At 58.4% G+C, this 23,347-nt stretch carries 29 protein-coding genes; 11 read left to right on the top strand and 18 right to left on the bottom strand.

Features of this window, described 5'->3' with window-relative positions; genetic code table 11:
- Window positions 1-3: 3 nt before the first annotated feature.
- Window positions 4-933 (top strand): LysR family transcriptional regulator, encoded by a 930-nt coding sequence (locus ACEN9A_RS13345; protein ID WP_018929053.1) that lies wholly within the window; start codon window positions 4-6, stop codon window positions 931-933.
- Here the strand turns inward: ACEN9A_RS13345 and ACEN9A_RS13350 are convergent.
- The 7 genes from ACEN9A_RS13350 to ACEN9A_RS13380 form a co-directional block, all read right to left on the bottom strand.
- Entirely contained in the window at window positions 911-1,195 is a 285-nt protein-coding gene (locus ACEN9A_RS13350) for a hypothetical protein (protein ID WP_019578779.1), read from the bottom strand. The two genes, ACEN9A_RS13345 and ACEN9A_RS13350, sit on opposite strands and share 23 nt — an antisense overlap.
- A gap of 298 nt (window positions 1,196-1,493) precedes the next feature.
- Window positions 1,494-1,742, bottom strand: coding sequence for a hypothetical protein (locus tag ACEN9A_RS13355; RefSeq protein WP_018929055.1), 249 nt, complete (start codon window positions 1,740-1,742; stop codon window positions 1,494-1,496).
- A gap of 132 nt (window positions 1,743-1,874) precedes the next feature.
- On the bottom strand, window positions 1,875-2,135 hold the full coding sequence (locus ACEN9A_RS13360; protein WP_258673959.1) for a hypothetical protein: 261 nt from the start codon (window positions 2,133-2,135) through the stop codon (window positions 1,875-1,877).
- 81 nt (window positions 2,136-2,216) lie between these two features.
- Window positions 2,217-3,296 carry a molybdenum ABC transporter ATP-binding protein gene (modC, locus tag ACEN9A_RS13365; RefSeq protein ID WP_019651603.1) on the bottom strand — a complete coding sequence of 360 codons (1,080 nt, stop codon included), beginning with the start codon at window positions 3,294-3,296 and terminating at the stop codon, window positions 2,217-2,219.
- Window positions 3,297-3,299: 3 nt separating this feature from the next.
- Window positions 3,300-3,980, bottom strand: coding sequence for a molybdate ABC transporter permease subunit (gene modB, locus ACEN9A_RS13370; protein ID WP_258673960.1), 681 nt, complete (start codon window positions 3,978-3,980; stop codon window positions 3,300-3,302).
- Window positions 3,981-4,733, bottom strand: a complete 753-nt coding sequence (gene modA / locus ACEN9A_RS13375; RefSeq protein WP_408981124.1) for a molybdate ABC transporter substrate-binding protein — start codon at window positions 4,731-4,733, stop codon at window positions 3,981-3,983. It abuts the gene before it with no gap.
- 304 nt (window positions 4,734-5,037) lie between these two features.
- Entirely contained in the window at window positions 5,038-6,102 is a 1,065-nt protein-coding gene (locus ACEN9A_RS13380) for an NAD(P)H-dependent flavin oxidoreductase (RefSeq protein WP_258673962.1), read from the bottom strand.
- Between the two features lie 214 nt (window positions 6,103-6,316).
- Between ACEN9A_RS13380 and acuI the strand changes: the two genes are divergently transcribed.
- Both acuI and ACEN9A_RS13390 read left to right on the top strand, forming a co-directional pair.
- A complete protein-coding gene (gene acuI / locus ACEN9A_RS13385; protein ID WP_258673964.1) occupies window positions 6,317-7,300 on the top strand; it encodes an acrylyl-CoA reductase (NADPH) in 984 nt (327 codons plus the stop codon).
- Between the two features lie 54 nt (window positions 7,301-7,354).
- A complete protein-coding gene (locus ACEN9A_RS13390; RefSeq protein ID WP_258673965.1) occupies window positions 7,355-7,843 on the top strand; it encodes a GyrI-like domain-containing protein in 489 nt (162 codons plus the stop codon).
- Here the strand turns inward: ACEN9A_RS13390 and ada are convergent.
- The 5 genes from ada to ACEN9A_RS13415 form a co-directional block, all read right to left on the bottom strand.
- The gene (ada, locus tag ACEN9A_RS13395; RefSeq protein ID WP_026346071.1) at window positions 7,807-8,880 is read right to left on the bottom strand and encodes a bifunctional DNA-binding transcriptional regulator/O6-methylguanine-DNA methyltransferase Ada; all 1,074 of its coding nucleotides are present in this window, start codon (window positions 8,878-8,880) and stop codon (window positions 7,807-7,809) included. The genes ACEN9A_RS13390 and ada overlap by 37 nt on opposite strands.
- Window positions 8,881-8,967: 87 nt before the next feature.
- Entirely contained in the window at window positions 8,968-9,648 is a 681-nt protein-coding gene (gene alkB, locus ACEN9A_RS13400) for a DNA oxidative demethylase AlkB (protein WP_258673966.1), read from the bottom strand.
- Complete coding sequence (locus ACEN9A_RS13405; protein WP_258673967.1) at window positions 9,638-10,348, bottom strand: 2OG-Fe(II) oxygenase; 711 nt, start codon at window positions 10,346-10,348, stop codon at window positions 9,638-9,640. The genes alkB and ACEN9A_RS13405 overlap by 11 nt, the downstream gene beginning before the upstream one ends.
- A 127-nt stretch (window positions 10,349-10,475) precedes the next feature.
- Window positions 10,476-10,646: a hypothetical protein gene (locus ACEN9A_RS13410; protein WP_086945763.1), complete on the bottom strand. Its 171-nt coding sequence runs from the start codon at window positions 10,644-10,646 to the stop codon at window positions 10,476-10,478.
- A 28-nt stretch (window positions 10,647-10,674) separates the two neighbouring features.
- Complete coding sequence (locus ACEN9A_RS13415) at window positions 10,675-10,977, bottom strand: DUF1883 domain-containing protein (RefSeq protein ID WP_007900033.1); 303 nt, start codon at window positions 10,975-10,977, stop codon at window positions 10,675-10,677.
- A 212-nt stretch (window positions 10,978-11,189) separates the two neighbouring features.
- On the opposite strand from ACEN9A_RS13415, the gene ACEN9A_RS13420 reads away from it, so the two are divergent.
- Both ACEN9A_RS13420 and ACEN9A_RS13425 read left to right on the top strand, forming a co-directional pair.
- Window positions 11,190-11,546, top strand: a complete 357-nt coding sequence (locus tag ACEN9A_RS13420) for a hypothetical protein (protein ID WP_019651595.1) — start codon at window positions 11,190-11,192, stop codon at window positions 11,544-11,546.
- Between the two features lie 72 nt (window positions 11,547-11,618).
- The gene (locus ACEN9A_RS13425; RefSeq protein ID WP_007935641.1) at window positions 11,619-11,849 is read left to right on the top strand and encodes a hypothetical protein; all 231 of its coding nucleotides are present in this window, start codon (window positions 11,619-11,621) and stop codon (window positions 11,847-11,849) included.
- A gap of 13 nt (window positions 11,850-11,862) precedes the next feature.
- On the opposite strand, the gene ACEN9A_RS13430 is transcribed toward ACEN9A_RS13425, so the two are convergent.
- Window positions 11,863-12,144: a hypothetical protein gene (locus ACEN9A_RS13430; RefSeq protein WP_019578791.1), complete on the bottom strand. Its 282-nt coding sequence runs from the start codon at window positions 12,142-12,144 to the stop codon at window positions 11,863-11,865.
- Window positions 12,145-12,284: 140 nt separating this feature from the next.
- A complete protein-coding gene (locus tag ACEN9A_RS13435; protein ID WP_007935646.1) occupies window positions 12,285-12,473 on the bottom strand; it encodes a hypothetical protein in 189 nt (62 codons plus the stop codon).
- A gap of 280 nt (window positions 12,474-12,753) precedes the next feature.
- On the opposite strand from ACEN9A_RS13435, the gene galU reads away from it, so the two are divergent.
- Window positions 12,754-13,593: a UTP--glucose-1-phosphate uridylyltransferase GalU gene (galU, locus tag ACEN9A_RS13440; RefSeq protein ID WP_003182953.1), complete on the top strand. Its 840-nt coding sequence runs from the start codon at window positions 12,754-12,756 to the stop codon at window positions 13,591-13,593.
- 129 nt (window positions 13,594-13,722) lie between these two features.
- A complete protein-coding gene (gene gorA / locus ACEN9A_RS13445; RefSeq protein ID WP_019651594.1) occupies window positions 13,723-15,081 on the top strand; it encodes a glutathione-disulfide reductase in 1,359 nt (452 codons plus the stop codon).
- Here gorA and ACEN9A_RS13450 read toward each other — a convergent pair.
- Complete coding sequence (locus tag ACEN9A_RS13450) at window positions 15,078-16,097, bottom strand: DNA-binding protein (protein WP_413386247.1); 1,020 nt, start codon at window positions 16,095-16,097, stop codon at window positions 15,078-15,080. The two genes, gorA and ACEN9A_RS13450, sit on opposite strands and share 4 nt — an antisense overlap.
- Before the next feature lie 178 nt (window positions 16,098-16,275).
- Here ACEN9A_RS13450 and ACEN9A_RS13455 point away from each other — a divergent pair, with 178 nt between their 5' ends.
- From ACEN9A_RS13455 to ahpF, 3 genes are all read left to right on the top strand, one after another.
- A complete protein-coding gene (locus ACEN9A_RS13455) occupies window positions 16,276-17,214 on the top strand; it encodes a site-specific integrase (RefSeq protein ID WP_258673971.1) in 939 nt (312 codons plus the stop codon).
- Between the two features lie 138 nt (window positions 17,215-17,352).
- Window positions 17,353-17,916, top strand: coding sequence for an alkyl hydroperoxide reductase subunit C (gene ahpC, locus ACEN9A_RS13460; RefSeq protein ID WP_007935654.1), 564 nt, complete (start codon window positions 17,353-17,355; stop codon window positions 17,914-17,916).
- A gap of 136 nt (window positions 17,917-18,052) precedes the next feature.
- A complete protein-coding gene (gene ahpF / locus ACEN9A_RS13465; RefSeq protein ID WP_258673974.1) occupies window positions 18,053-19,615 on the top strand; it encodes an alkyl hydroperoxide reductase subunit F in 1,563 nt (520 codons plus the stop codon).
- A 155-nt stretch (window positions 19,616-19,770) separates the two neighbouring features.
- Here ahpF and gloA read toward each other — a convergent pair whose 3' ends face one another.
- Window positions 19,771-20,292 (bottom strand): lactoylglutathione lyase, encoded by a 522-nt coding sequence (gene gloA, locus ACEN9A_RS13470; RefSeq protein WP_007935657.1) that lies wholly within the window; start codon window positions 20,290-20,292, stop codon window positions 19,771-19,773.
- A 134-nt stretch (window positions 20,293-20,426) separates the two neighbouring features.
- Here gloA and ACEN9A_RS13475 point away from each other — a divergent pair, with 134 nt between their 5' ends.
- Window positions 20,427-20,951 carry a DUF4946 domain-containing protein gene (locus tag ACEN9A_RS13475; protein ID WP_258673977.1) on the top strand — a complete coding sequence of 175 codons (525 nt, stop codon included), beginning with the start codon at window positions 20,427-20,429 and terminating at the stop codon, window positions 20,949-20,951.
- Between the two features lie 175 nt (window positions 20,952-21,126).
- Here the strand turns inward: ACEN9A_RS13475 and ACEN9A_RS13480 are convergent, their stop codons facing one another.
- Window positions 21,127-21,492 (bottom strand): histone-like nucleoid-structuring protein, MvaT/MvaU family, encoded by a 366-nt coding sequence (locus ACEN9A_RS13480; protein ID WP_007935661.1) that lies wholly within the window; start codon window positions 21,490-21,492, stop codon window positions 21,127-21,129.
- 233 nt (window positions 21,493-21,725) lie between these two features.
- Entirely contained in the window at window positions 21,726-23,261 is a 1,536-nt protein-coding gene (locus ACEN9A_RS13485; RefSeq protein ID WP_258673978.1) for an EAL domain-containing protein, read from the bottom strand.
- Window positions 23,262-23,347: the final 86 nt, after the last annotated feature.

Consider the following 23,347-nt stretch of genomic DNA (forward strand, 5'->3'; position numbering starts at 1 on the left):
CTTATGGACAAGTTGCTGGCATTGAAGATGTTTGTTGAAACCGTGCGTTGCGGCGGTTATTCCTCCGCGGCGCGCAAACTCGGCATCTCGACGTCTTCGGTCACTCGCCAGGTGGCGGGGCTGGAAAACGAGCTGGGCGCCAGTCTGCTTAACCGCACGACACGCAACACCAGCGTGACCGTCGCCGGGCAAACCTATTTCGAAAAGGCTGTGGCGATTCTTGACGCCATCGACGAAGCCGATGCCGTGGTTGCCGACCGTGGCAGCGAGGCGCAAGGACGCCTGCGGATCAGCGTCCCCGTCGAGTTTGGTCGGCGGATCATCGCGCCGCATCTGGGCCGATTGCTCGAGCGCCATCCGGGACTGGAAATAAGCGTGTCGTTGAGCGATCAGGTCAGCGACCTGCTGAGCGAACAGATCGATGTGTCGGTGCGTCTGGGATCGTCGGTGGTCAGTGAAGACATCGTCAGTAAACGGGTAGGGGCCTTCCAGCGCTGGGTGGTGGCCAGCCCGGATTACCTGAGCCGCCACACGGCGCCGTGTCATCCTCGCGACTTGCTCGAGCACCAATGCCTGCGCTTTGATTACGCTGGTTCGCACCAGTGCTGGACGTTCCAGGGCGATAAGGAAACCATCCAGCTCAATGTGCACGGCCGCCTGCAAAGCAACAACGCCGACATCCTGCGCGAAGCGGCAATCGCCGGCGGCGGGGTGACCCTGTTGGCCGACTGGCTGGTGCGCGACGATGTCGCCGCAGGCCGGCTGACGCGATTGCTGGAACACTACGAAGTCAATCCCGGCAGTGCGAGCAGCTGCATCAACGCGCTGTACTTGCCCAACCACCGGGGATCCAGCCGGATCAATGTGTTTATCGATTTTCTAGAGGAAATCCTCACGCCTGGCGTGTCAGCTATACAAATGGCTGGCCAGTAAAGCCACGCGGTAGCCGTTGCAGTCCGGGCATCTCGATCAGCCGTTGTACCCAGGATGCGCGCCAGTCATTGGCAGCATGGGTGGCTTTGGCTTTGCGTGCGGCCCGACGTGCGGCGTTGCGTTCGGCTTTGCGCGCTTCCTTGTACGCATCGGTGTTGCGGCAGCTTCTGCATTTCACCCGGTTCAATATGCTGCTGGAAGTCAGGTTGCTGCCTTTGTGCCCGCAGGCCAGGTGCCCGCCGACTTTGAAGTGAGTGACCATGGGACATTCTCCTTCGTGATGTGTAAGCGTTCGACACCTGGCAGGTGAGGGCGTTCGTTCGCGTTACGGCAGGCAAAAAAATGGCCCGCATGCGGGCGGGCCAGGGGATTTATTCAAAGGAGCAAGTGAACTGTAGGAGTTCGGTTGTGAAGACGGTGTGAAATGGCCGAAGGCACGAATAAAAAAAGCCCGGCAAACTGGGCCGGGTTGGGATGTAGCGCGAGTCTGGCAGGCAGGCATAACCACGGTGACGAAGAGGTCACCGCTCAGGTGTGTTGAATTGGACTCTGTCCCTGGCTCAAATAACGCGGTCGCCTGATTTGAACCGAGGCAGTGGCGGCTCGACATGTTTGAGTGCAGACAACGCGCTGCGAATCTGCGGCGTGTCCTTCTCGATGTCGTTCAAGCGGTCACGAATCCTGAGCGCTGTCGGATGCCCCCCTTGATGATCGACCCAGTCGGCGATTTCCTTGCACGCAGCAGCAAGGCGGGCCTGACGGGAGTCAAGCAGGGTGAGCAGGGTAGCGATAGACTCTTTCTCGGACATGACAATCACCTCCGTTCAAGGAAATCGGCTAAAGGGCAACAAAAAGCCCGCGGGGGAGCGAGCTTTCTGCCGATGGGTCGCTGGTCCTTCAGCTCCTTCAAGTATAGACCCGGAAAATGAAAGTGGCCGGCGTCAAGCCAACCCGTGCGACACCGGCGAACTGGCCTCGTTAAGCCTGCGACATTCGCGCCTGGCGTCCTCTTCAAGATCGTAACCGTCACCGATGAAGCCGCGAGTGCGGGTATCGACGATGCGATACCAGACGGCGGCGTCGGGCGGGGGATGACCGACTTCTCCGGCCCGGCGGCCATGAACGATGATCTTGTTGCAGCGTTTCACAACGAAAATGTCTTCCATGGCGTCACCGAAGCTATTCGTGTTCAGATCAAGCATAGAAGCCCGTTGCAATCATGCAAAAAACTGGTGGGTCGTTCGTCGGTTCGGTGCCCCTTTGAGTACGCCTCGGCGACGGATTCAGGCCAGCACCGCCACCGCTTTGATCTGCGCCCAGAGTTGCTGGCCGGGGTGCACGCCCAGTTGATCCCGGGAGTAGCGGGTGATTCGCGCCAGCAGCGGTGTGCCGGCGGCATTCAGGCGGATCAGTACGTGAGCGGCATTGTCGGCGCCGATCTCACTGATCACCGTGACCGGCAGGCGATTGAGGATGCTGCTCTGTTCGACGCCTTGCAGGCTCAGGCTGACATCCCGCGCCTGAACCTTGCAGCGTAATGCCTGGCCCTTGGTCATCGGCGCGTGGGTGACCCGAATGCTCAGGTCGGTGTCGGGCAGTTGCAAGGTCAACAGCTGGTAGTCGGCGTCATAGGCGCTGACGTGCCCTTCGATCACCACGCCGGCGTCATCGCCCAGCGCCAGCGGCAGATCGAGCCGGGCCAGGGTTTCGCCGATGGCGCCGCTGGCCAAAGCCTTGCCGTCGCTGAGCAGGACGAGATGGTCGGCGAGCCGCGCGACTTCATCCTGGGAATGGCTGACGTACAGTACTGGGATGTCGAGCTCATCGTGCAGCCGTTGCAGGTACGGCAGGATTTCGTTTTTACGCTGGGTATCGAGCGCCGCCAGTGGCTCGTCCATCAACAACAGTTTGGGGCTGGTGAGCAGGGCACGGGCGATGCCGATACGCTGGCGCTCGCCACCGGAAAGATTCTGCGGATTGCGCTCGAGTAAATGGCCAATCCCTAGCAGTTCGGTGGCATGCGCCATGTCGACCCGCCGCTGTTGGCGAGGGATGCGCTTGAGGCCGAATTCAAGATTGGCCCGCACCGACAGATGGGGAAACAGGCTGGCTTCCTGGAAAACATAACCCAGGGCGCGTTTATGCGGCGGGACGAAAATCCGCTTGTCGCTGTCCTGCCAGACTTCATCGTTGACCTGGATAAAACCCTGCTCAGCCTGCTCCAGGCCGGCGATACAGCGCAGGCAGGTGGTTTTGCCCGAACCGGAATGACCATAAAGCGCAGTCACCCCGCGGCCGGGCAATTGAAGATCGACATCCAGGGCAAATCCCGAATAGCTCAGTTTCAAGCGCGTTTGAATCATGGGTCAGCTCCAGGCCGCTTTGGTTTTACGGCTGGAGTAGAGCGCCAGCAACACTGCAAAGGAGAACACCAGCATTGCCCCGGCCAGCCAATGGGCCTGGGCATATTCCATGGCTTCGACGTGATCGTAGATCTGCACCGAGACCACGCGGGTCTTGTCGGGAATATTGCCGCCGATCATCAGCACCACGCCGAACTCGCCGACGGTGTGGGCGAAACCGAGAATGGCCGCGGTGATGAAACCGGGACGGGCCAGCGGCACAATCACGCTGAAGAACGTGTCCCAGGGGTTGGCGCGCAAGGTGGCGGCCACTTCCAGAGGGCGAGTGCCGATGGCGGAAAATGCGTTTTGCAGCGGCTGGACCACGAACGGCATCGAGTACAGCACCGAGCCGATCAAGAGCCCCGCAAAACTGAAAGTCAGGGTGCCGAGCCCCAACGATTGGGTGAAGTGGCCGATCCACCCGTTCGGGCCGAGAGCCAACAGTAAATAAAAGCCAATCACCGTGGGTGGCAGCACCAGGGGCAGGGCGACGATCGCCCCGACCGGGCCGCGTAACCAGGATTGGGTGCGCGACAGCCATAACGCAATCGGAGTGCCAATGATCAGCAGGATGACCGTGGTCAGGGACGCCAGTTTCAGGGCCAGCCAGATCGCGGAGTAATCGGCACTCGATAGCGTCATTTAGAGTTGGTAACCATAGGACTTGATGACGGCGGCGGCTTTCGGCCCCTTGAGGTAGTCAACCAATGCCTGGGCGGCCGGGTTGTCCTTGCCCTTGTTGAGGATCACCGCGTCTTGTTTGATCGGATCATGCAGGTTGGCCGGAACGATCCAGGCCGAACCGCTGGTCACTTTGCCGTCTTTGTAGATCTGCGACAAGGCCACAAAACCGAGTTCGGCGTTGCCGGTGGACACGAATTGGTAAGCCTGGGTGATGTTCTGGCCTTCAACGATCTTGTCTTTGACCTTGTCGGTCAGGCCTTGCCTGGCCAGCACCTGAGTGGCAGCCAGGCCATATGGGGCGGCTTTCGGGTTGGCGATGGAAAGATGCTGATACTGGTTGTCGCTCAGAACCTTGCCCTTGGCGTCGACATAACCTTCCTTGGCCGACCACAGCGCCAGCGTGCCGATGGCGTAGGTGAAGCGCGAACCCTTGACGGTGTCGCCTTCGGTCTCGAGTTTCTGTGGAGTGGTGTCATCCGCCGAGAGCAACACTTCGAACGGCGCGCCGTTCTTGATCTGGGTATAGAACTGGCCGGTTGCACCAAAGGAGGTGACCAGTTTGTGCCCGGTGTCTTTCTCGAAATCGGCAGCGATGGCCTGGATCGGCGCGGTGAAGTTGGCGGCAACGGCGACCTGGACTTCATCCGCGTGGGCGGACCCGAAAGCGAACACGCTGAACAGGCACACAGGGGCAAAACGTGAGGCACGCATGGTCATGAAACGGCTCCGAGGTAGGCGAGTGAAACGCTATATATCAGAATATATAGCGAAATGCCTGTAAACGGAACTTGCCGGATGCAAAGTGCAAGGTTGGCACCGAACTGTGGCGAGGGAGCTTACTTGTGGCAAGGGAGCTTACTTATGGCAAGGAAGCTTACCTGTGGCGAGGGAGCTTGCTCCCGTTGGGTCGCGAAGCGGCCCCAAAAGCTCGCGACTGCTTCGCAGCCGAACGGGAGCAAGCTCCCTCGCCACAGGTAAGCTCCCTTGCCACAGGTTGTTGTTAGTTGCAGCTTGATTAGCGGCGAAGCAATTTGGCCAATCCTTCCTCAGCCAAACGCCGGGTCAGCTCTGCCGTGCTCAGTTCAACGCCCAGGGTGAACGCCTGCCCGGCCCAAAGGTTGCTGAAATCCGCTTCCCCTTTGGCCCGCAATGGCATCAGCGCACCGCCCGCCAAGGGGAAGGCCGGTGCCTTGGCGCTCATCGGCCCGAGTTCACGCATCACCCGATTGAGAATCCCGCGCGCCGGGCGCCCGGTGAAAATGTTGGTGACCGCTGTCTCGCTTTCCTTGGCCGTGCGCAACGCCTTGTGGTGGGACGCGCTGACCTTGGCCTCTGGCGTGAACAGATAAGCCGTACCTACCTGAACCGCCGATGCACCCAACATGAAAGCTGCCGCGACGCCCCGCGCATCGCCAATCCCGCCCGCCGCAATGACCGGCACTTTCACCGCATCAACGACCTGCGGCACCAGCGCGAAAGTACCCACCTGGCTGCTCAAGTCATCACTGAGGAACATGCCCCGGTGACCGCCAGCCTCGTAACCCATCGCAATGATCGCATCGCAGCCATGCTGCTCCAGCCAGATGGCTTCTTCGACCGTAGTCGCCGAGGAGAGAACTTTCGCCCCGGTGGCTTTTACCCGATCCAGCAGCGACTTTTCCGGCAGGCCGAAGTGAAAACTCACCACTGCGGGGCGAAACTCTTCGATCACTTCGCAGGCCGCGTTATCGAACGGCGCGCGATTGGACACCGGCGTCGGTGCGTCGAAGTCGACGCCCAATTCCCGGTAGTACGGTTCCAGCAGATTCTTCCAGTCCCGGGCGCGCTGCTCATCCGGCGGCGGAGGTTGGTGGCAGAAGAAATTGACGTTGAACGGGCGCTGGGTGTGTTGGCGAATCGTCTTCAGTTCTTCGCGCAACTGCTCGATGCTCAGCATCGCGGCAGGCATCGAACCCAGGCCACCAGCGTTGCACGCAGCAATCACCATGGCCGAAGTCGTCGCGCCGGCCAAAGGGCCCTGGATGATCGGCAGCTCGATCCCGAGCAGGTCAAGAATGCGGGTGTCTGGCCATTGGTTCATGTGCAGTGTTCTCCGACGTCGATACAGGGCAGGGACGGTAGAAGCAAGTATGTATCAGTAATGCCTGGCGCAAGGCCAGTCGAGTTTTTAATGCGTACAGGATGATCCGCAAGGCGCCAGCCGATGGGGATTGGCTTAAAGTCGGGTACGGTAATGGGGTTCCCTGTGTTATTTCAACAGCACGACAACTGAGCGATTCCATCAGGAGGCAATGATGTTCAAAGGCATTTTGATCGACAAAGACGACAGCGGTTACCGGGCCACGCTGCAAGAGATCGCTGACGATCAATTGCCCGAGGGCGATGTGACGGTGCGTGTGGCTTACAGCACATTGAATTTCAAGGATGGCCTGGCGATCACCGGCAGCAGCCCGGTGGTGCGCAAATTCCCGATGGTGCCGGGGATCGATCTGGCGGGCACTGTCGAAGTCAGCAGTCATCCGGACTACAAGATCGGTGATCAAGTCCTGCTCAATGGCTGGGGTGTGGGTGAAGGACACTGGGGCGGGCTGGCGCAGAAAGCTCGTCTGAATGGCGACTGGCTGATCCCGCTGCCCAAGGCATTCACCGCCGCGCAAGCGATGGCCATTGGCACGGCCGGCTACACGGCGATGCTGAGCATCCTGGCACTGGAACACAATGGCGTGACTCCCGAGCAGGGCGAGGTGTTGGTGACGGGCGCCAACGGCGGTGTAGGCAGTTTCGCCATCGCGCTGCTGAGCAAACTCGGCTACCGCGTGGTGGCATCCACTGGCCGCACCTCCGAACACGACTACCTCAAGCACTTGGGCGCCAGTGAAATCATCGATCGCGCCACGTTGTCGGAGCCGGGCAAACCGTTGGCCAAGGAGCGTTGGGCGGCGGTGATCGACTCGGTCGGCAGCCACACACTGGCCAACGCTTGCGCCAGCACCAAGGCCAACGGCACCGTCGCCGCCTGCGGTCTGGCCCAGGGCATGGACTTTCCGGCTTCCGTCGCACCGTTCATATTGCGCGGCGTGACCCTGGCCGGGATCAACAGCGTGACTCAACCCAAAGCCCGGCGGATACTGGCCTGGAATCGCCTGGCCAAGGACCTGGATTTCGCCTTGCTACCGCTGATCAGCCACGAAATCGGCTTGAGCGAAGCCATCGACGCCGCGCCGCGCTTGCTTGCCGGGCAGTTGCGCGGCCGGGTGGTGGTCGACGTCAATCGTTGAGCGTCTCGGTACCCATCAAACAGACAAACTGAAGCGACAAGGAAATATCGTGCAATGGATGTAAAACTGCGCGAAGTGCAGCCCTTCAGCGTCTCGGGTTTGCAGGTGCGAACCCGCAATGCCGCAGAGCAGCAGCCGGATACCGCACGTATCGGCCCTATGTGGGAACGGTTTTTCGTCGAGGATATTTTCGACAAGATCGCCCACAAACAACCGGATTCCTTTATGTACGGCGTGTATTCCAACTACGAGTCCGACGCGTCGGGCCACTTCGATGTGACCGCGGGAGTGGCGGTCACCGCACCCTCCGAGGGCTTTGCGCAGATTCAGGTTGAGGGCGGCGATTACCTGGTGTTCAGCGCAAAAGGAGCGATGCCCGATAGCGTCATTCAGGCCTGGGGCTTTATCTGGGCCTACTTCGAGGACAACCCGCAGGTTCGCCGCAAGTTCGCCACGGACTTCGAGGTCTACACCGGCCCGGAGTCCGTAGCGGTCTATATCGGCATTCAGGACCCGGACGCGTTTTCGCGCTCCAGCAACTGACGCTTGCGCTCCACGCCCCAGCGATAGCCCGACAGGTTGCCGTCGCTGCGCACCACGCGATGGCAAGGGATCGCCACCGCCAAACTATTCGCGCCACAGGCCTGGGCCACGGCGCGCATGGCTTTCGGTGCGCCGATGCGCTGAGCGATATCGGCGTAACTGGCGGTGCTGCCGACGGGAATCTCCCGCAGGGCTTGCCATACCCGCTCTTGAAACGCTGTGCCGCGTACATCCAGCGGCAAATCCAGGCCGAGGGCCGGGGCTTCGATAAAGCCGACGACCTTGGCGATCAACTGCTCGAACTCATGATCGGCGCCAATCAGGTTGGCGCGGCGAAACTTGTCCTGCAGGTCGCAGACCAGTTGATGCGGGTCGTCGCCCAGCAGAATCGCGCAGACTCCGCGCTCACTTTGTGCCACCAGAATCGCTCCCAGAGAGCACTGGCCGACGGCAAAGCGAATGTCGTTGTTCTGCCCGGCCGCGCGATAGTCCCCGGGTGTCATGCCGAGCAATTGATCCGCCGCCTCATAGAAACGGCTGTTGGAATTGAATCCGGCGTCATACAGCGCATCGGTAACCGTGCCGCCATCGGTCAGGCGCTCGCGAACCTTGCGTGAACGATGGGCGGTGGCGTAGCCCTTGGGCGTCAGGCCGGTGATGGCCTTGAACACGCGGTGGAAGTGGAAACTGCTCAAACCGGCTGCATCCGCCAGTTCATTCAACGCCGGTAACGTTTCGGCGGATTCGATTTGACGGCACGCGGCGGCCACGGTCGCGGCGTGTTGCGCGGCGACGTCGCTGTGATCTTTCGCGGCCCGTTTGCTGGGGCGATAACCCGCCGCCTGAGCTTGCTCGGCCGTGTCGAAGAATTCGACGTTCTGCGGTTTCGGCAGGCGTGCCAGGCTGCTGGGGCGGCAGTAGATACCGGTGGTTTTCACCGCATACACAAACTGCCCGTCGGCACGTGGATCGCGCGCGACCACGGCGGCCCAGCGAGGATCGTTTTCGGTGGCGATTGTTGGCGATTGAGTTGTCATGGCTTCATGTCCGTTGACCCGTTTCATGCAGATTAACCAGCCGGTAGAGACGCCACACTCCGGGTCTTGCGGTCGAATTCGAATGCTTCATCCCGCGGTACGAAAAGTGAAATTGATCCGCTGTTCGCCCAGCCGCGGATGCTGGCCTTCCTTGATCGGCAATACGCCGTGGTAACGCAAACGGTCCACACCGCCCCAAACCACGATATCACCGTGAAACAGCGGCACCCGCTGGCTTTTGGCGCTGCGTTCGAAGCCGCCAAACAGGAACGTCGCCGGCAATCCCAAAGACACCGACACGATGGGGGCAGTGTAGGCGTTTTCGTTTTTGTCCTGATGCAACGACATCCTGGCCCCGGGAACATAGCGGTTGATCAGGCAGGAATCAGGTACGAACGCCATAAACCCTGCCTCTCGCGCCGCCGCCTGGGCCAGTTCGAAAAACACCTCGGGCATTTCAGGCCAGGGCGCGCCGGTCTGCGGATCGTTGCGGGTGTATTGGTAGCCGTTGCGGTCGGTGGTCCAGCCCCAGGTGCCGCAACTGCTCAAGGCCACCGACATGGTAAAGCCACCGGGCGTGACCATCTGCCGAAACGGCGCCGCTGTCAGAACAGCCTCCAGCGCCGGTAGTAACCGGTCAAGCCAGGGCAGGGCAAAGCCCCTGAGGACGTAGGATTGTTCGCCGATCTGCTCGCGCCTGGGCTGCTGCTCAGGTTCGGCGTCGGTAAACAGATCGAAGGTGATCGGGCTCATGGGCTCATAACGCATCGTGAAAGATGATTCCAAGGGTATGCCGTTTTCCACTGTGCAGGCGACTCACCCCATGACGCAGGGTCACGCGGTAATAGCCGCGAACGCCTTTAACCGGGCGCTGATTCACGGCAAAAATCAACGCGTCACCTTTCTTCAGTCCGATGACTTGCGGGCGCGATTGCATCCGTGGGCGTTGTTCGGTCAGCACAAATTCGCCACCGGTAAAGTCCTCTCCCGGTTCTGACAGCAGAATCGCCACTTGCAGGGGGAACACGTGTTCGCCGTACAGATCCTGATGCAGGCAGTTGTAGTCCTGCGGGCCGTATTGCAGCAATAAAGGTGTCGGGCGCTCCTGACCGGCGGCATGGCAGCGTTGTAGAAACGCTTCGTGGGATTCGGGGAAGCGGGTCGGCAAATCCATGCATTCGTACCAGCGATTGGCGATGGGAACCAGTCGAGGGTAGAGCGCGCTGCGCAACCGGGCCACCGGATCCGGCAGCGGGTATCTGAAGTATTTGTACTCGCCACGGCCAAAACCGTGGCGCGCCATCACCACTTTCGAGCGAAAGGGTTCGGGGCAGTCGTACAGGGCGCTTATTTCATCGCAGGTCTTATGGCTTAAAAGCGATTTGATGATCGCGCAGCCATCCTGGTCGAGTTGCTGCGTAAGCGCGCCCCAGTCGAGGGCATCGTGGTGAATCGGATCGGTAAACAAGGGTTCTGACTCCTTGACCAAAAGGTCGAGGCGGCCAGTTTAGAGAGCGTTGCGAGCGCGGGCACTCCGGCGCTTGCGGTCGAATTCGCGAGGGGAGCAGACGTCCATGTTGTCGCTCCAGATCGCGTTACAGCGCTTTGCTGACGCTGATCTCGCTGATGACGTCTTCGCTCTGGCCATGCAGCTTGTCCAGCGCAGCCTTGGCTTCTTCCGCGGTGCCGTTTTCAAGCTGGGCGAATTCGAAGCGACGTTCGCCGTTGAGTTTGTATTTGATGACGTATTTGGTCGTCTGGGCCACGGTCATACCTGCCTGTTCTGGTGTGGGTTCAGCTCAGCTTCGAGCTGGAGCGGCGGATGATCTTGATCGAGTGCGTCAGGGTCGGCTTGCGGGTCACGCTGATCGGCCGGCGGTTGACCGTGTCGATGGTGATGTTCCAGAAACCGGTGCTCGGCGCGGTGATCCGGGCCGGGAAGGTGTCGAATGCGCCACCGTGATACGTGTGACGGCCGCCGTTCTTGAAGCTGCGGAAGTTGGCGTCGTTCATCAAGCGGATGTTGCACATTTGGGAGCACTGAATGACGACGATGTCGTCTTCGTTGAGGTGCTCGCGCTGGTGGATAAATTTCATGAGGCGCCTCCAGAAGGGCTTTTTCTACAAAATCAAAACGATAGCATGGGCGATTGGCGCAGTTTATCAGCCCGAACAGGTTATTATCTGGCTGTCGGGGTCCGCTTTGACAATTAAAAACAGTTATTTGGAATTCTATGAGCGATAAAAGCAGGGAGCCTTGGAGAAAAACAGCATTTGTGCTGTCGGAGGGTCTTTATCGGAGGTTTCATATGAAATGGGGTGTTCTGGTCGTACCGTTTGCATTGGCAGTGGGTGGATGTGCGACGGTCTCGGACATCACTGCGTCGTTGCCTACCATGAACGTGATTTCAGGCAAGAAACCCCATGAGTACGCCCAGTGCCTGACCGAGAAGTTGGCCAGTAGCCGTGGGGCCTTGCAAGTCGAGCCGCAAAAGGATGGCATGCGGGTTATTGTGCCGCAGAAGTTCTCCTCGGGGCCGGCAGCGGTGTTTGATATTGAAGACCGCTCCGGTGGCAGCAGCATCAAGCTGCATGAGCGCATCTCCAATGTGCCGTTGCGCCCATGGGATGTACGCAATGCCGCCACCGCGTGCATTTCCGGCTGATAGACTACCCCCGGTCAGCATCGATGCCGTCAAAGTCGCACTTTGACGGCATTGTCATTTCTGGAGTCGAGCATGAAACGAGAGCAGGTGCGGGAGCGCCACGCAGAGGGTCATATCTCTGCCACCCATGTGATTCAGAACCCGGCGAATCCGGGGGAGTGGATCGTATTTTTCAAGAAAAGCGCCGGGCGCAGTTTTTTCCTGGTGGATGACAACGATGAAGTCGAGTCCTTCAGCCGCCTCGACGATTTGATCGAGACCGTACGCGGGCTCGGGATCAAGTTCGCCGAAATCCATATGTAGGGCATTGGGTGCCCTACTTGCAGACCACCACCACACTGCGGTTCTTGTAATTGCCGACGTCGACGCCCAGGGTTTTGTCGCTTTCCTTGGTCGAAGGTGTACCGTCGGTACCGACAATCCGATAGCCGGTGCCGGCGCAAGAGGCATCGGCTTTTTCGTAGCAACTGGCCCAGGCGTTGGCTTCTCCGGAGCAGTCGATGGTCAGGCCTTGCTCGCCATTTTTCAGGTAAGTCGTTTCGGACGTGGCGCAGCCACTCAGGGCCAGTACCGCAATCAGTGGCAAGAATTTTTTCATGTCGTGGTCGTCGTCAGTGATGGGGGCTAAACGCTATGACAGCGGCTGCAACGAAAGGTTATAGCGATTGGCCACTTCGTTGCAGGCATTCACAAAAAAGCCCTGTGCAAAGACAGGGCTGCGGTCGCGCCAGGTTCAGCTCAAGGCTTGTCCTTGCCGCGCCGCTTGGGTGCTGCGGGTTGATCCTGCAACACCGATGCCACTTCAATCGCCAACGCTTCTGTAGGGAACGGCCCGGCAATATTCTCGCCGCCGACGCTGTCTATCCACCACTGGCCGTCTTTCGCCTGATTGATCAGGTACCCGTTGACGCTTTTTGCTGCCGACATCTATCTGCCTCGTTGGCTGGTTCAGGTGCGCAATGATAGCGTCAAATGCCCTCAACGGGTGCCGATGGGTGTAGGGTGGGGCAGATTGTCGCTAGACTGATGGCCGCGCAGATCGTCGATCTCTGCTATCTATAAGAGGTTGTGCAGCTTATCTGCGGAACTATCCATCAGAATATTTCTCTATGATGGCGTCGGTTAGCCAGTGCGGGGCATTGTAAGGTGCACGCCGCCTGATTAGACTGCGCCGAAACTCGTACACACAGCCCTTTCAAGGACTTATATGATCAAGAAATGCTTGTTCCCAGCAGCCGGTTACGGTACTCGCTTCCTGCCAGCGACTAAAGCCATGCCCAAAGAAATGCTGCCGGTGGTAAACAAGCCACTGATCCAGTACGGCGTCGAAGAAGCACTGGATGCCGGGTTGACCGAAATCTCCATCGTTACCGGCCGCGGCAAACGCGCCCTGGAAGACCACTTCGACATCAGCTACGAGCTGGAAAACCAGATCAAGGGCACTGACAAGGAGAAATACCTGGTCGGCATCCGTAAACTGCTCGACGAGTGCTCGTTCTCCTACACTCGCCAGACCGAAATGAAAGGCCTGGGCCACGCGATCCTGACCGGTCGTCCACTGATTGGCGACGAACCTTTCGCCGTAGTACTGGCGGACGACTTGTGCGTCAACCTCGAAGGCGACGGCGTACTGACCCAGATGGTCAAGCTGTACAAGCAGTTCCGCTGCTCGATCGTGGCCATCCAGGAAGTCGATCCTCAAGAAACCAACAAGTATGGCGTGATTGCCGGCGAGATGATTCGCGACGACATCTATCGCGTTCACAGCATGGTCGAGAAGCCAAAACCTGAAGATGCACCGTCGAACCTGGCGATCATCGGCCGTTACATCCTGACCCCGGACATCTTCGACCTGATCGAACAGACCGAGCCAGGCAAGGGCGGCGAAATCCAGATCACCGACGCCCTGATGAAGCAAGCGCAAAACGGCTGCGTCATGGCCTACAAGTTCAAAGGCAAGCGTTTCGACTGCGGTGGCGCCGAAGGCTACATCGACGCGACCAACTTCTGCTTCGAGAACTTCTACAAGACTGGCAAGGCTTACTGATAGCGCCTGACCTGCTTGTACTGAAAAGCCACCTTCGGGTGGCTTTTTCATTTTTCGGCCCCAAATAGTTTGCAACGCTTGCCCAAAGGGCGCTCGCAGGTATGCTGGTGTCCTGCCGAGGAGATAGAAATGGCCTACGATTTTGACCTATATGTGATTGGTGCCGGTTCTGGCGGTGTGCGGGCTGCGCGGTTTGCGGCCGGTTTTGGTGCGAAAGTCGCCGTGGCCGAGAGCCGCTATCTGGGCGGTACGTGTGTGAACGTTGGCTGTGTGCCGAAAAAACTGCTGGTGTACGGCGCGCACTTCGCCGAAGACTTCGAGCAATCGCAAGGTTTTGGCTGGACTCCGGGTGAAGCAACGTTCGACTGGGCGACGCTGATCGCCAACAAGGATCGCGAGATCAATCGCCTGAACGGTATTTATCGCAATTTGCTGGTCAACAGTGGTGTGGCCTTGCATGAAGGTCACGCGAAAATCGTCGATCCGCATCAGGTCGAGATCAATGGCGAGCGTTACACCGCCAAAAACATCTTGATTGCCACCGGTGGCTGGCCGCAGATCCCGGAGATTCCGGGGCACGAGCATGCCATCAGCTCCAACCAGGCGTTCTTCCTTAAAGAGCTGCCCAAGCGCGTTCTGGTGGTCGGTGGTGGTTACATTGCGGTGGAGTTTGCCGGGATTTTCCACGGGCTGGGCGCCGAGACCACGCTGCTGTATCGCGGTGATCTGTTCCTGCGTGGCTTCGACGGCGCAGTGCGCAAACATTTGCAGGAAGAGTTGACCAAGCGCGGCATGGACCTGCAATTCAATGCCGACATCGAGCGTATCGATAAACAGGCCGATGGCAGTCTGAAGGCGACGCTCAAGGATGGTCGTGAGCTGGAGGCGGATTGCGTGTTCTACGCCACCGGTCGGCGTCCGATGCTCGACAACCTGGGGTTGGAAAACACTGGAGTCAAACTCGACAAGAAAGGTTTTGTCGAGGTCGATGAACAGTATCAAACCGCAGAACCGTCGATCCTGGCCCTCGGTGATGTGATTGGTCGGGTACAACTCACGCCGGTTGCTCTGGCCGAAGGCATGGCCGTGGCGCGGCGCTTGTTCAAGCCTGAGCAATATCGCCCGGTGGATTACAAGATGATCCCGACTGCCGTGTTCAGCTTGCCGAACATCGGCACTGTCGGGCTGACTGAAGAAGAAGCGCGCGAGGCCGGGCACGATGTGGTGATCTTCGAAAGCCGTTTCCGGCCGATGAAGCTGACCCTGACCGAATGCCAGGAACGCACCTTGATGAAACTGGTGGTGGACGCCAAGACCGACAAGGTCCTGGGTTGCCACATGGTCGGCCCGGACGCTGGTGAGATCGTGCAAGGGTTGGCGATCGCCCTGAAAGCGGGCGCGACCAAGCGCGACTTCGACGAAACCATCGGCGTGCATCCGACCGCCGCCGAAGAGTTCGTCACCATGCGCACGCCGGTCGCGGGTTAATCGTTCTTCTGTGGCGCTGATGTGTCTGGCGCTGTCGCAACGACAGCGGCCAGGCGCACGCTTTCATCCAGGCTTGCCTGCAACTTGATCATTTCAACTTCCAGCGCTTTGTTGATGTGCGACTGCTCGTCAATGTTCTGCTTGAGCGACTGGCTTTCCAGCAAGGCAATGCGCAAGCGTTCCTGGAGGAGGGTGCGTTCGCTGTCGATGCGGGTGACCTGTTCCAGTAACTGATCCTGTCGGCTGTTGGTGTGCTTGAGTTGCTCCTGCAACAGGCTCAACTCCCGCAGCGTGCCCCGGTTTTCGGTCAGTAAACGCTCGTTGTCGCGATGCAGTTGGGTGATTTCATCCTGGCGTACCAGAGCGCTTTGCTGGGCCTGACGCAACTCCATCTGAATCTGTTGTACCTGGCCTTCATGGCGTCGCTGTTCCTGCTCGCGCTGATCTTTGACGGCGTTGCGATAGTGCTCCAGCGCTTCACGGGCGTGCAGGTGTTTTTCTTCCAGCGAGCGGATCTGCTCGTCCTTGTCCTGCAAGCGCAATTCGAAATCCGCCAATGCCTGGTTCAATCCGGCGTTGCGGGTTTGCTCGGTTTGCAGCATCGAGCGGGTGTCGTGCAGTTCCGCCGATTCCTGGGTCAGCGCCAGGCTTTGAATTTCGTATTGCTGCTGCAATTCGGTATTGGCCTCGCGGGCCTCGTGCAGCTGGGTTTCCAGTTCTTTTCGTTGTTGCTCGAACTGCGCGCGTGCCTGGTCGATGGGTTCTTGCGCCTGTTCTTTCAGGCGTTGCGCCAGCCGCGCCACCAGCGCTGTCAGCTCATCATCGATCGGTTCGGAAGGTGCTGGCGCGGGTTCGGCACCGTCATCGAGCTCTTTCAGATAGCGATGGATCGTGGTTTTCGAGCCGGTATTGCCCATTTCGATCCGCACTGCGTCGATGCTCGGGTGTTCGCCCCGGGCGAGGATTGCCGAGCGTGCCGCTTGCACCAGTGCCTTGTTTACGCCGCCACGTGCCATGTGTTCTCCTACGATTTGATACTGTGGTACGTACCACTAATATGAGCAATGTACCATGCCGTGAATAAAGTTAAAAACTTGTGATAACTCATACGGGATATACTGGTATTACCCCGTGTGATCAGCTGTAGACCGGGTTTTCAATCGCCAACGCGGTACGTTTTCGAGCACTGAGCCCATGACCGATCTGGATCGCTACCTGCAAGCCGCTACCCGCGACAACACCCGTCGCAGCTATCGTGCGGCCATCGAGCATTTCGAAGTCAGTTGGGGCGGGTTCCTGCCGGCGACCAGCGATAGCGTTGCGCGATACCTGGTTGCACATGCGGGCGTGCTGTCGATCAATACCTTGAAGTTGCGCTTGTCCGCGCTAGCCCAGTGGCACAACAGCCAGGGTTTCGCCGATCCGACCAAGGCGCCCGTGGTGCGCAAAGTGTTCAAAGGCATTCGCGCGTTGCACCCGGCCCAGGAAAAACAGGCTGAGCCGTTGCAGTTGCAGCATCTGGAGCAAGTGATCGCCTGGCTGGAGCAGGAAGCGCAATCCGCAAGGGCGCAGGGCGATCGAGCGGGATTGCTGAGAGCCAAGCGCGACACCGCGTTGATCCTGCTGGGCTTCTGGCGTGGTTTTCGTAGCGATGAGCTGTGCCGCCTGCAGATTGAGCATGTACAAGCCAGCGCCGGCTCAGGCATCACCCTCTACCTGCCACGCAGCAAGAGCGATCGCGAGAACCTCGGGCAGACTTACCAGGCACCCGCCTTGCAGCGCCTGTGTCCGGTGCAGGCCTATATCGAATGGATGACCGAAGCCGTGTTGGTCCGTGGCCCCGTGTTTCGTGGCATCGATCGCTGGGGCCATTTGAGCGAGGAGGGCTTGCACGCCAATAGCGTGATCCCGTTGCTGCGCCAGGCACTGGAGCGCGCCGGCATTGCGGCCGAGCACTACACCAGTCACTCCCTGCGTCGTGGCTTCGCCACCTGGGCCCATCAGAGCGGTTGGGATTTGAAGTCGTTGATGAATTACGTGGGCTGGAAGGATATGAAGTCAGCCATGCGCTATGTTGAAGCCAGCCCGTTTCTCGGGATGACCCGAATCGCTGAAAAGCCGTTGGCGCTGTAGATCACGTTTTCTTCTATTAATACGCTCGGCTAATAGCGAAAACAAATCAGCAGCATCAGGTTTGCCAATGAGCCAACCGGCGATCGGGTGGGTAGGATTCACCACATCAACTTCTTAACCCCTGACGGAGAGTCACCGATGCCTATCATCAACAGCCAAGTTAAACCGTTCAAAGCTAACGCCTTCAAAAACGGCGACTTCGTACACGTGTCGGACGCTGACCTGAAAGGCAAGTGGTCGGTCGTTTTCTTCTACCCAGCTGACTTCACCTTTGTTTGCCCGACCGAACTGGAAGACCTGGCTGACAACTACGCCGAGTTCCAAAAACTGGGCGTCGAGATTTACAGCGTTTCCACCGATACCCACTTTGCCCACGCTGCCTGGCACAACACTTCGCCAGCCATCGGCAAAATCCAGTACACCATGATCGGCGACCCGACTCATGTCATCTCCCGCAACTTCGACGTGCTGATCGAAGAAGCTGGCCTGGCTGACCGTGGCACCTTCGTGATCAACCCTGAAGGCCAGATCAAAATCGTTGAACTCAACGATGGCGGTGTAGGTCGTGACGCTTCCGAACTGCTGCGCAAAATCAAGGCCGCTCAATACGTCGCTGCTCACCCGGGCGAAGTGTGCCCAGCCAAGTGGAAAGAAGGCGAAGCCACTTTGGCTCCGTCCCTGGACCTGGTCGGCAAGATCTAAGTCTGTGACGCGCTTCATCAGGGCGGAACTCCGCACCTCCTAAGTAAGCTGCACCGCCCTATAAAAACGCCCGGGCGAGATTCGCTCGGGCGTTTTTTTTCGACTTCTTTTTAACAAATACATGGAAATCGCCCGTATGTTGGACGCCAATCTTAAAGCCCAGTTGAAATCGTACCTGGAACGGGTCACCCAGCCGATCGAGATCGTTGCATCCCTCGACGACGGTGCGAAATCCCAGGAAATGCTCGCGTTACTCAAAGACGTTGCCAGTCTTTCCACCCAGATTACTTTGCTCGACAACGGTAACGATGCGCGTAAACCATCGTTCTCGATCAATCGCCCGGGAGCCGATATCAGCCTGCGTTTCGCCGGCATCCCGATGGGCCACGAATTCACATCGCTGGTGCTGGCCTTGCTGCAAGTCGGCGGCCACCCATCGAAAGCCAGTGCCGACGTTATCGAGCAGATCCGCTCGCTCAAAGGCGAGTTCAACTTCGAGACTTACTTCTCGCTGTCCTGCCAGAACTGCCCGGATGTGGTTCAGGCGCTGAACCTGATGGCCGTGCTGAACCCGAACATCCGCCACGTTGCCATCGACGGCGCGCTGTTTCAGACCGAAGTTGACGAGCGCCAGATCATGGCCGTGCCAAGCGTTTACCTGAACGGTGTGAACTTTGGCCAAGGTCGCATGGGTCTGGAAGAAATCCTCGCCAAGATCGACACCAGCGGCATCGAGCGTCAGGCCGAGAAGATCAGCGCCAAACAAGCCTTTGACGTGCTGGTCGTCGGCGGTGGCCCGGCCGGTGCTTCAGCGGCAATTTACGCCGCTCGTAAAGGCATTCGCACCGGCGTGGCGGCTGAACGTTTTGGTGGCCAGGTGCTCGACACCATGGCCATCGAGAACTTCATCTCCGTACAGGAAACCGAAGGGCCGAAACTGGCCGTGGCCCTGGAAGAACACGTCAAGCAGTACGACGTGGACATCATGAACCTGCAGCGCGCCGACAAACTGGTGCCGGGCAAAAATGGCGAGCTGCACGAAATCCACTTCGCCAGCGGCGCGTCCTTGAAAGCCAAGACCGTGATCCTCGCCACCGGCGCGCGCTGGCGTGAAATGAACGTTCCGGGTGAGCAGCAATACCGCAACAAGGGCGTGGCGTACTGCCCGCACTGTGACGGTCCGCTGTTCAAAGGCAAGCGTGTGGCGGTGATCGGTGGCGGCAACTCCGGCGTCGAAGCGGCCATCGACCTGGCCGGGATCGTGTCCCACGTAACCCTGCTGGAGTTCGACGTGCAACTGCGTGCCGATGCGGTGTTGCAGCGCAAGTTGCACAGCCTGCCGAACGTCACCGTGATCACCAGTGCGCAAACCACTGAAGTGACCGGTGATGGCCAGAAGGTCAACGGCCTGCGCTACAAGGATCGTCAGTCGGATGAGTTGCGCACTGTCGAGCTGGAAGGGATCTTTGTGCAGATCGGTCTGTTGCCTAATACCGATTGGCTCAAAGGCACCATCGAGCTGTCGCCGCGCGGCGAGATCATCGTCGATGCCCGTGGTGAGACGTCGATCCCCGGCGTGTTCGCGGCCGGCGACGTGACCACCGTGCCGTACAAGCAGATCGTGATTGCAGTAGGCGAGGGCGCCAAGGCTTCCCTGAGCGCATTCGATCACTTGATCCGAACTTCGGCGCCGGCATAAACGCCGCCCCTGAAAACACAAAACCCCATGAGTGATCATGGGGTTTTTTGTGGGTGGATCAAAAGATCGTCCGAACGCGGCCCGAGCCTGCGGCAGCTCCTACAGAATCGAGCCTGGCTTGGCTTTTGTAGGAGCTGCCGAAGGCTGCGATCTTCTTACAACGGTGCCGGCTGAATGATTTCGACCCAGTAGCCATCCGGGTCCTTGATGAACGCCAGGCTCTTCATGCGACCGTCATTCAGGCGTTTCTGGAAATCGCAGCCCAGGGCTTCAAAACGTTCGCACGCGGCGCGGATGTCTGGCACCGAGATGCAGATATGGCCGAAGCCGCGCGGGTCGGTGTTGCCGTTGTGGTAGGCGAAATCCGCGTCGTTCTCGGTGCCGTGGTTGTGGGTCAGTTCGAGAATGCCGGGGATCGATTTCATCCACTCGGTGCGGGCAGCGGCATCGGCCGGGATCTGGTTTTTATCGACCAGCGCCAGGAAGTACAGGCTGAACTCGGCTTCCGGGAAATCACGCTTTTCCACCAGCGAGAAACCCAGGACGCGGGTGTAGAAATCCAGCGACCGGGTGATGTCCTTGACCCGCAGCATGGTGTGGTTGAAGACGAACTTCTGGGTGGCGGTGTCAGGTTGGGCGGTCACACCAGGAAATGTATTGAGTTCGTGCAGGCTCATGGGCCCTCCGGAAATTCCAAGAATGTTCACAATGATACGCAAGGGCCCAGGCATCACCAAACCAAAACCGCAGGCTTGCCTGCCGGGCGAGTGAAGCTCAGACTTCGCGGCTCAATCCGTGAGTGTTCATTACAATGATCCGACCCTGTCAATTGATGTTCATCCTGATGTGTCTGCTTTCAGGTGTTACCCGTGCTGATGCAGAAGCTCCGGTCGTGACCTGGCCCAATGGATGGACTGTCGAGACCGTTCCGCAAGACGAGGCCAAGCCTCAGGTTTCCCGGCAGCGCGCGGTAAAAAACGACCAGGACGGGACACCGGTAATGGTGATGGAGTTGACCATGACTCAAGTGGAAAGCGGTCATCAGGTGAATCTGGAAGGTGTGTTACTGGAAATGCGCAAGTCCGTGCAGAAGGACTTTTTTCAGGGCGGCTATCAGAGCGTCTGCAACAAAATTCATCCTACTGCCTTGAGCCGGTTATCGGCGCTGGAAACTACCTGCACCATTACCCAGAACGGTCGACATGTGTTGTCTCAAACATTGGTCGCCGCAGTGGACGGCGATAAAGCCTATGTTCTTTCCTGCGCGGGGCAGGCTGAGGTTTATAAGGCAAGTCAGGGCGACATAGAGGCAGCTCGAAACAGCTTGAAACTTTAGTTTAAGGTTTCTGCGCCCACGCTTTTGAGCATGGCCCGGATTTTTAGATAGCCAAACGGATTAAGCACAAAGTTAGTAAGTCTATAGCGAGTTGATCGGCGACTATCGTCGCATTTTAGACGGCATCCATGAAAAAGCCCTGCATTGGCAGGGCTTTTTTTATTACCGTGAGCGCTTAGGCACGCAGCCAGGAGTCAACGGTGGCTGCACCGTATTGTTCCTTCCAGGCTTTCAGGCCGCGGTGGTTGCCGCCCTTGGTTTCAATCAGTTCACCGGTGTGCGGGTTCTGATAAACCTTGACTACGCGAGCGCGGCGGGTTTTAGGGGCTGTTGCCTGCTGCAGGCCGGATTTCGCCGGGTGCGGGTCGAGGATGGCGATGATGTCGCGCAGGCTCTTACCGTAGGTTTTCATCAGCCCCTGGAGCTTTTCTTCGAATTCGATTTCTTTCTTGAGCCCGGCATCGTTCTTCAGCGATTCCAACTGCTTGAGCTGTTCTTGAAGGGCCTTTTCAGCTGCACGGAATTCAGCGAGTCTGGACAATATCTTTACTCCAATAGTGTGTTTGGCTGAAACCAACCGCAAACAAAGCTATAAGCCAAGAGCCTTGAAGCGACTCGGTGATAATGGTACGCCTGCCGATTTTGCACAGGTATGAAAAATTGTAGTAGTTAAATGGCCAAGAGTAAATCCTGACTTTTTCTTCATGTAACAAGAGTAGTCTTTTGATTCAATTTGGTGCGCATCATCATGATCTCGGCGCTTAACGTGGCTAGTTAATGATCACTTAATGCACTAATGAATTCTGCTCCGGGCATCGGTCGACCGAACAGATAACCTTGCAGAAAGTTCACGCCATGGGCGGTCAAATAGTCACTTTGCTCCTCGGTTTCCACACCTTCAGCGACGATACCCAGATCGAGTTTGGCCGAGAGTTCGATGATGCTGTCCAGAATGTGCCGGGAGAGGGCATCGACACCGATCATGGCGACAAAGCTCTGGTCGATTTTCAGGAAGTCCACATTGAACTGACGCAAGTAACCGAGGCTTGAATGGCCGGTGCCAAAGTCGTCGATGGCGATCATCACGCCCAGCGCGCGAAGCTGTTCGAACAACTGCAGGGTAATGGCTGTCGGTTCGACCAGTTCGCGCTCGGTCAACTCCAGCACTAAATGGACACTGCCCGGTGCAAAGGCACTGAGGAATTCACGGCAGTCTTCGACAAGCGCAAGATCCCGGCAATGACTGGCGGTGATGTTGATGCCAATGTGGAATGGCCCCTCGAACGATGCCGACAAGGGCGCCAGCAATGTGGCGGTCTGTTGCATCAGCGAGCGGGTCATCGGCACGATCAGACCGGAATGTTCGGCAAACGGGATGAACAGATCCGGACGCACCAGGCCTTCCCTGGGATGTTTCCAGTGCATCAATACTTCGGTGCCGGACCACAGTTTATTGTCGCCATGCACCACGGGCTGAAAGTAAGGAATGAATTCTGCTGCCTCCAGCGCCCGCTGCATTTCACGGCTGGGCGACATCGAGCGCTTCTGCAGCACATGCCCGATCGAACCTGACACCAGGCCGAAGAACATCAACAGACTGAACAGTGGCGGGTATTCACTACGCATGTAACGCCAGGTTTCTCCTTCGGGGAAACCTGCGGCCACCGTAAAGGCATAACGCGAGGACGTCAGCGTACTTTGTGCTACCGGCAAGGCGGGCGGGGCGTCCTCGTGAACTTTGCCGTCGGCAGACAACCAGTTGGGACCGACTTGTAGCAACAGTAATGTCTTGCGGCCGATCAGGCGCAATTCGTTGCTCAGGTGATAACCGTTCAGCGTGGTCAATGCCCCTTTATTTCCTTCGCTGAGCCGATACACCAACAGCGCGGTATTGGGCGTGACGGGGTTGCCGTTCATGAGCCATAACTGGCCTTGGGTGTAGTCGCCGGGATTGACCTTTTCCTGATATTCACCGAACAACGAACTGCAATAGAGGTTGTCGTCCCACACCAGGTTGGTCGAGCGCACGAAGGGCCGGCGCGTAACTTGTTCGCGCAAGGCCAGTTTGACGTCATTGCAGTTTTTGCCAGCCAGCGGCAGGAGCTCCTGCGCCGCTTGGGCGGTGTTGTCGAGCATCAGTTCGAACTGGCGAATGGATTCTTCGCCAGTCAGTTCAGTACTCTGCTTGAGGGTACGTTCAGCCTGCAGATAGAGAATGGCGACTCCCAGCAACACCGGGAGCAATCCGCTCAAAACAGTCACAGTGATCCGGGTGCCACGCTTGCGGCGACTTTTGACGTTCAGTGGCATTCGCAAATCCATCGCGATAAAAGAGGGCTCTCAAAGGTTGGCAGGTCGACATGCCTCCCAAAAGAGTTCAGCCATGATAGTTGGCT

The sequence above is a fragment of the Pseudomonas sp. Pseusp18 genome, assembly GCF_059506005.1.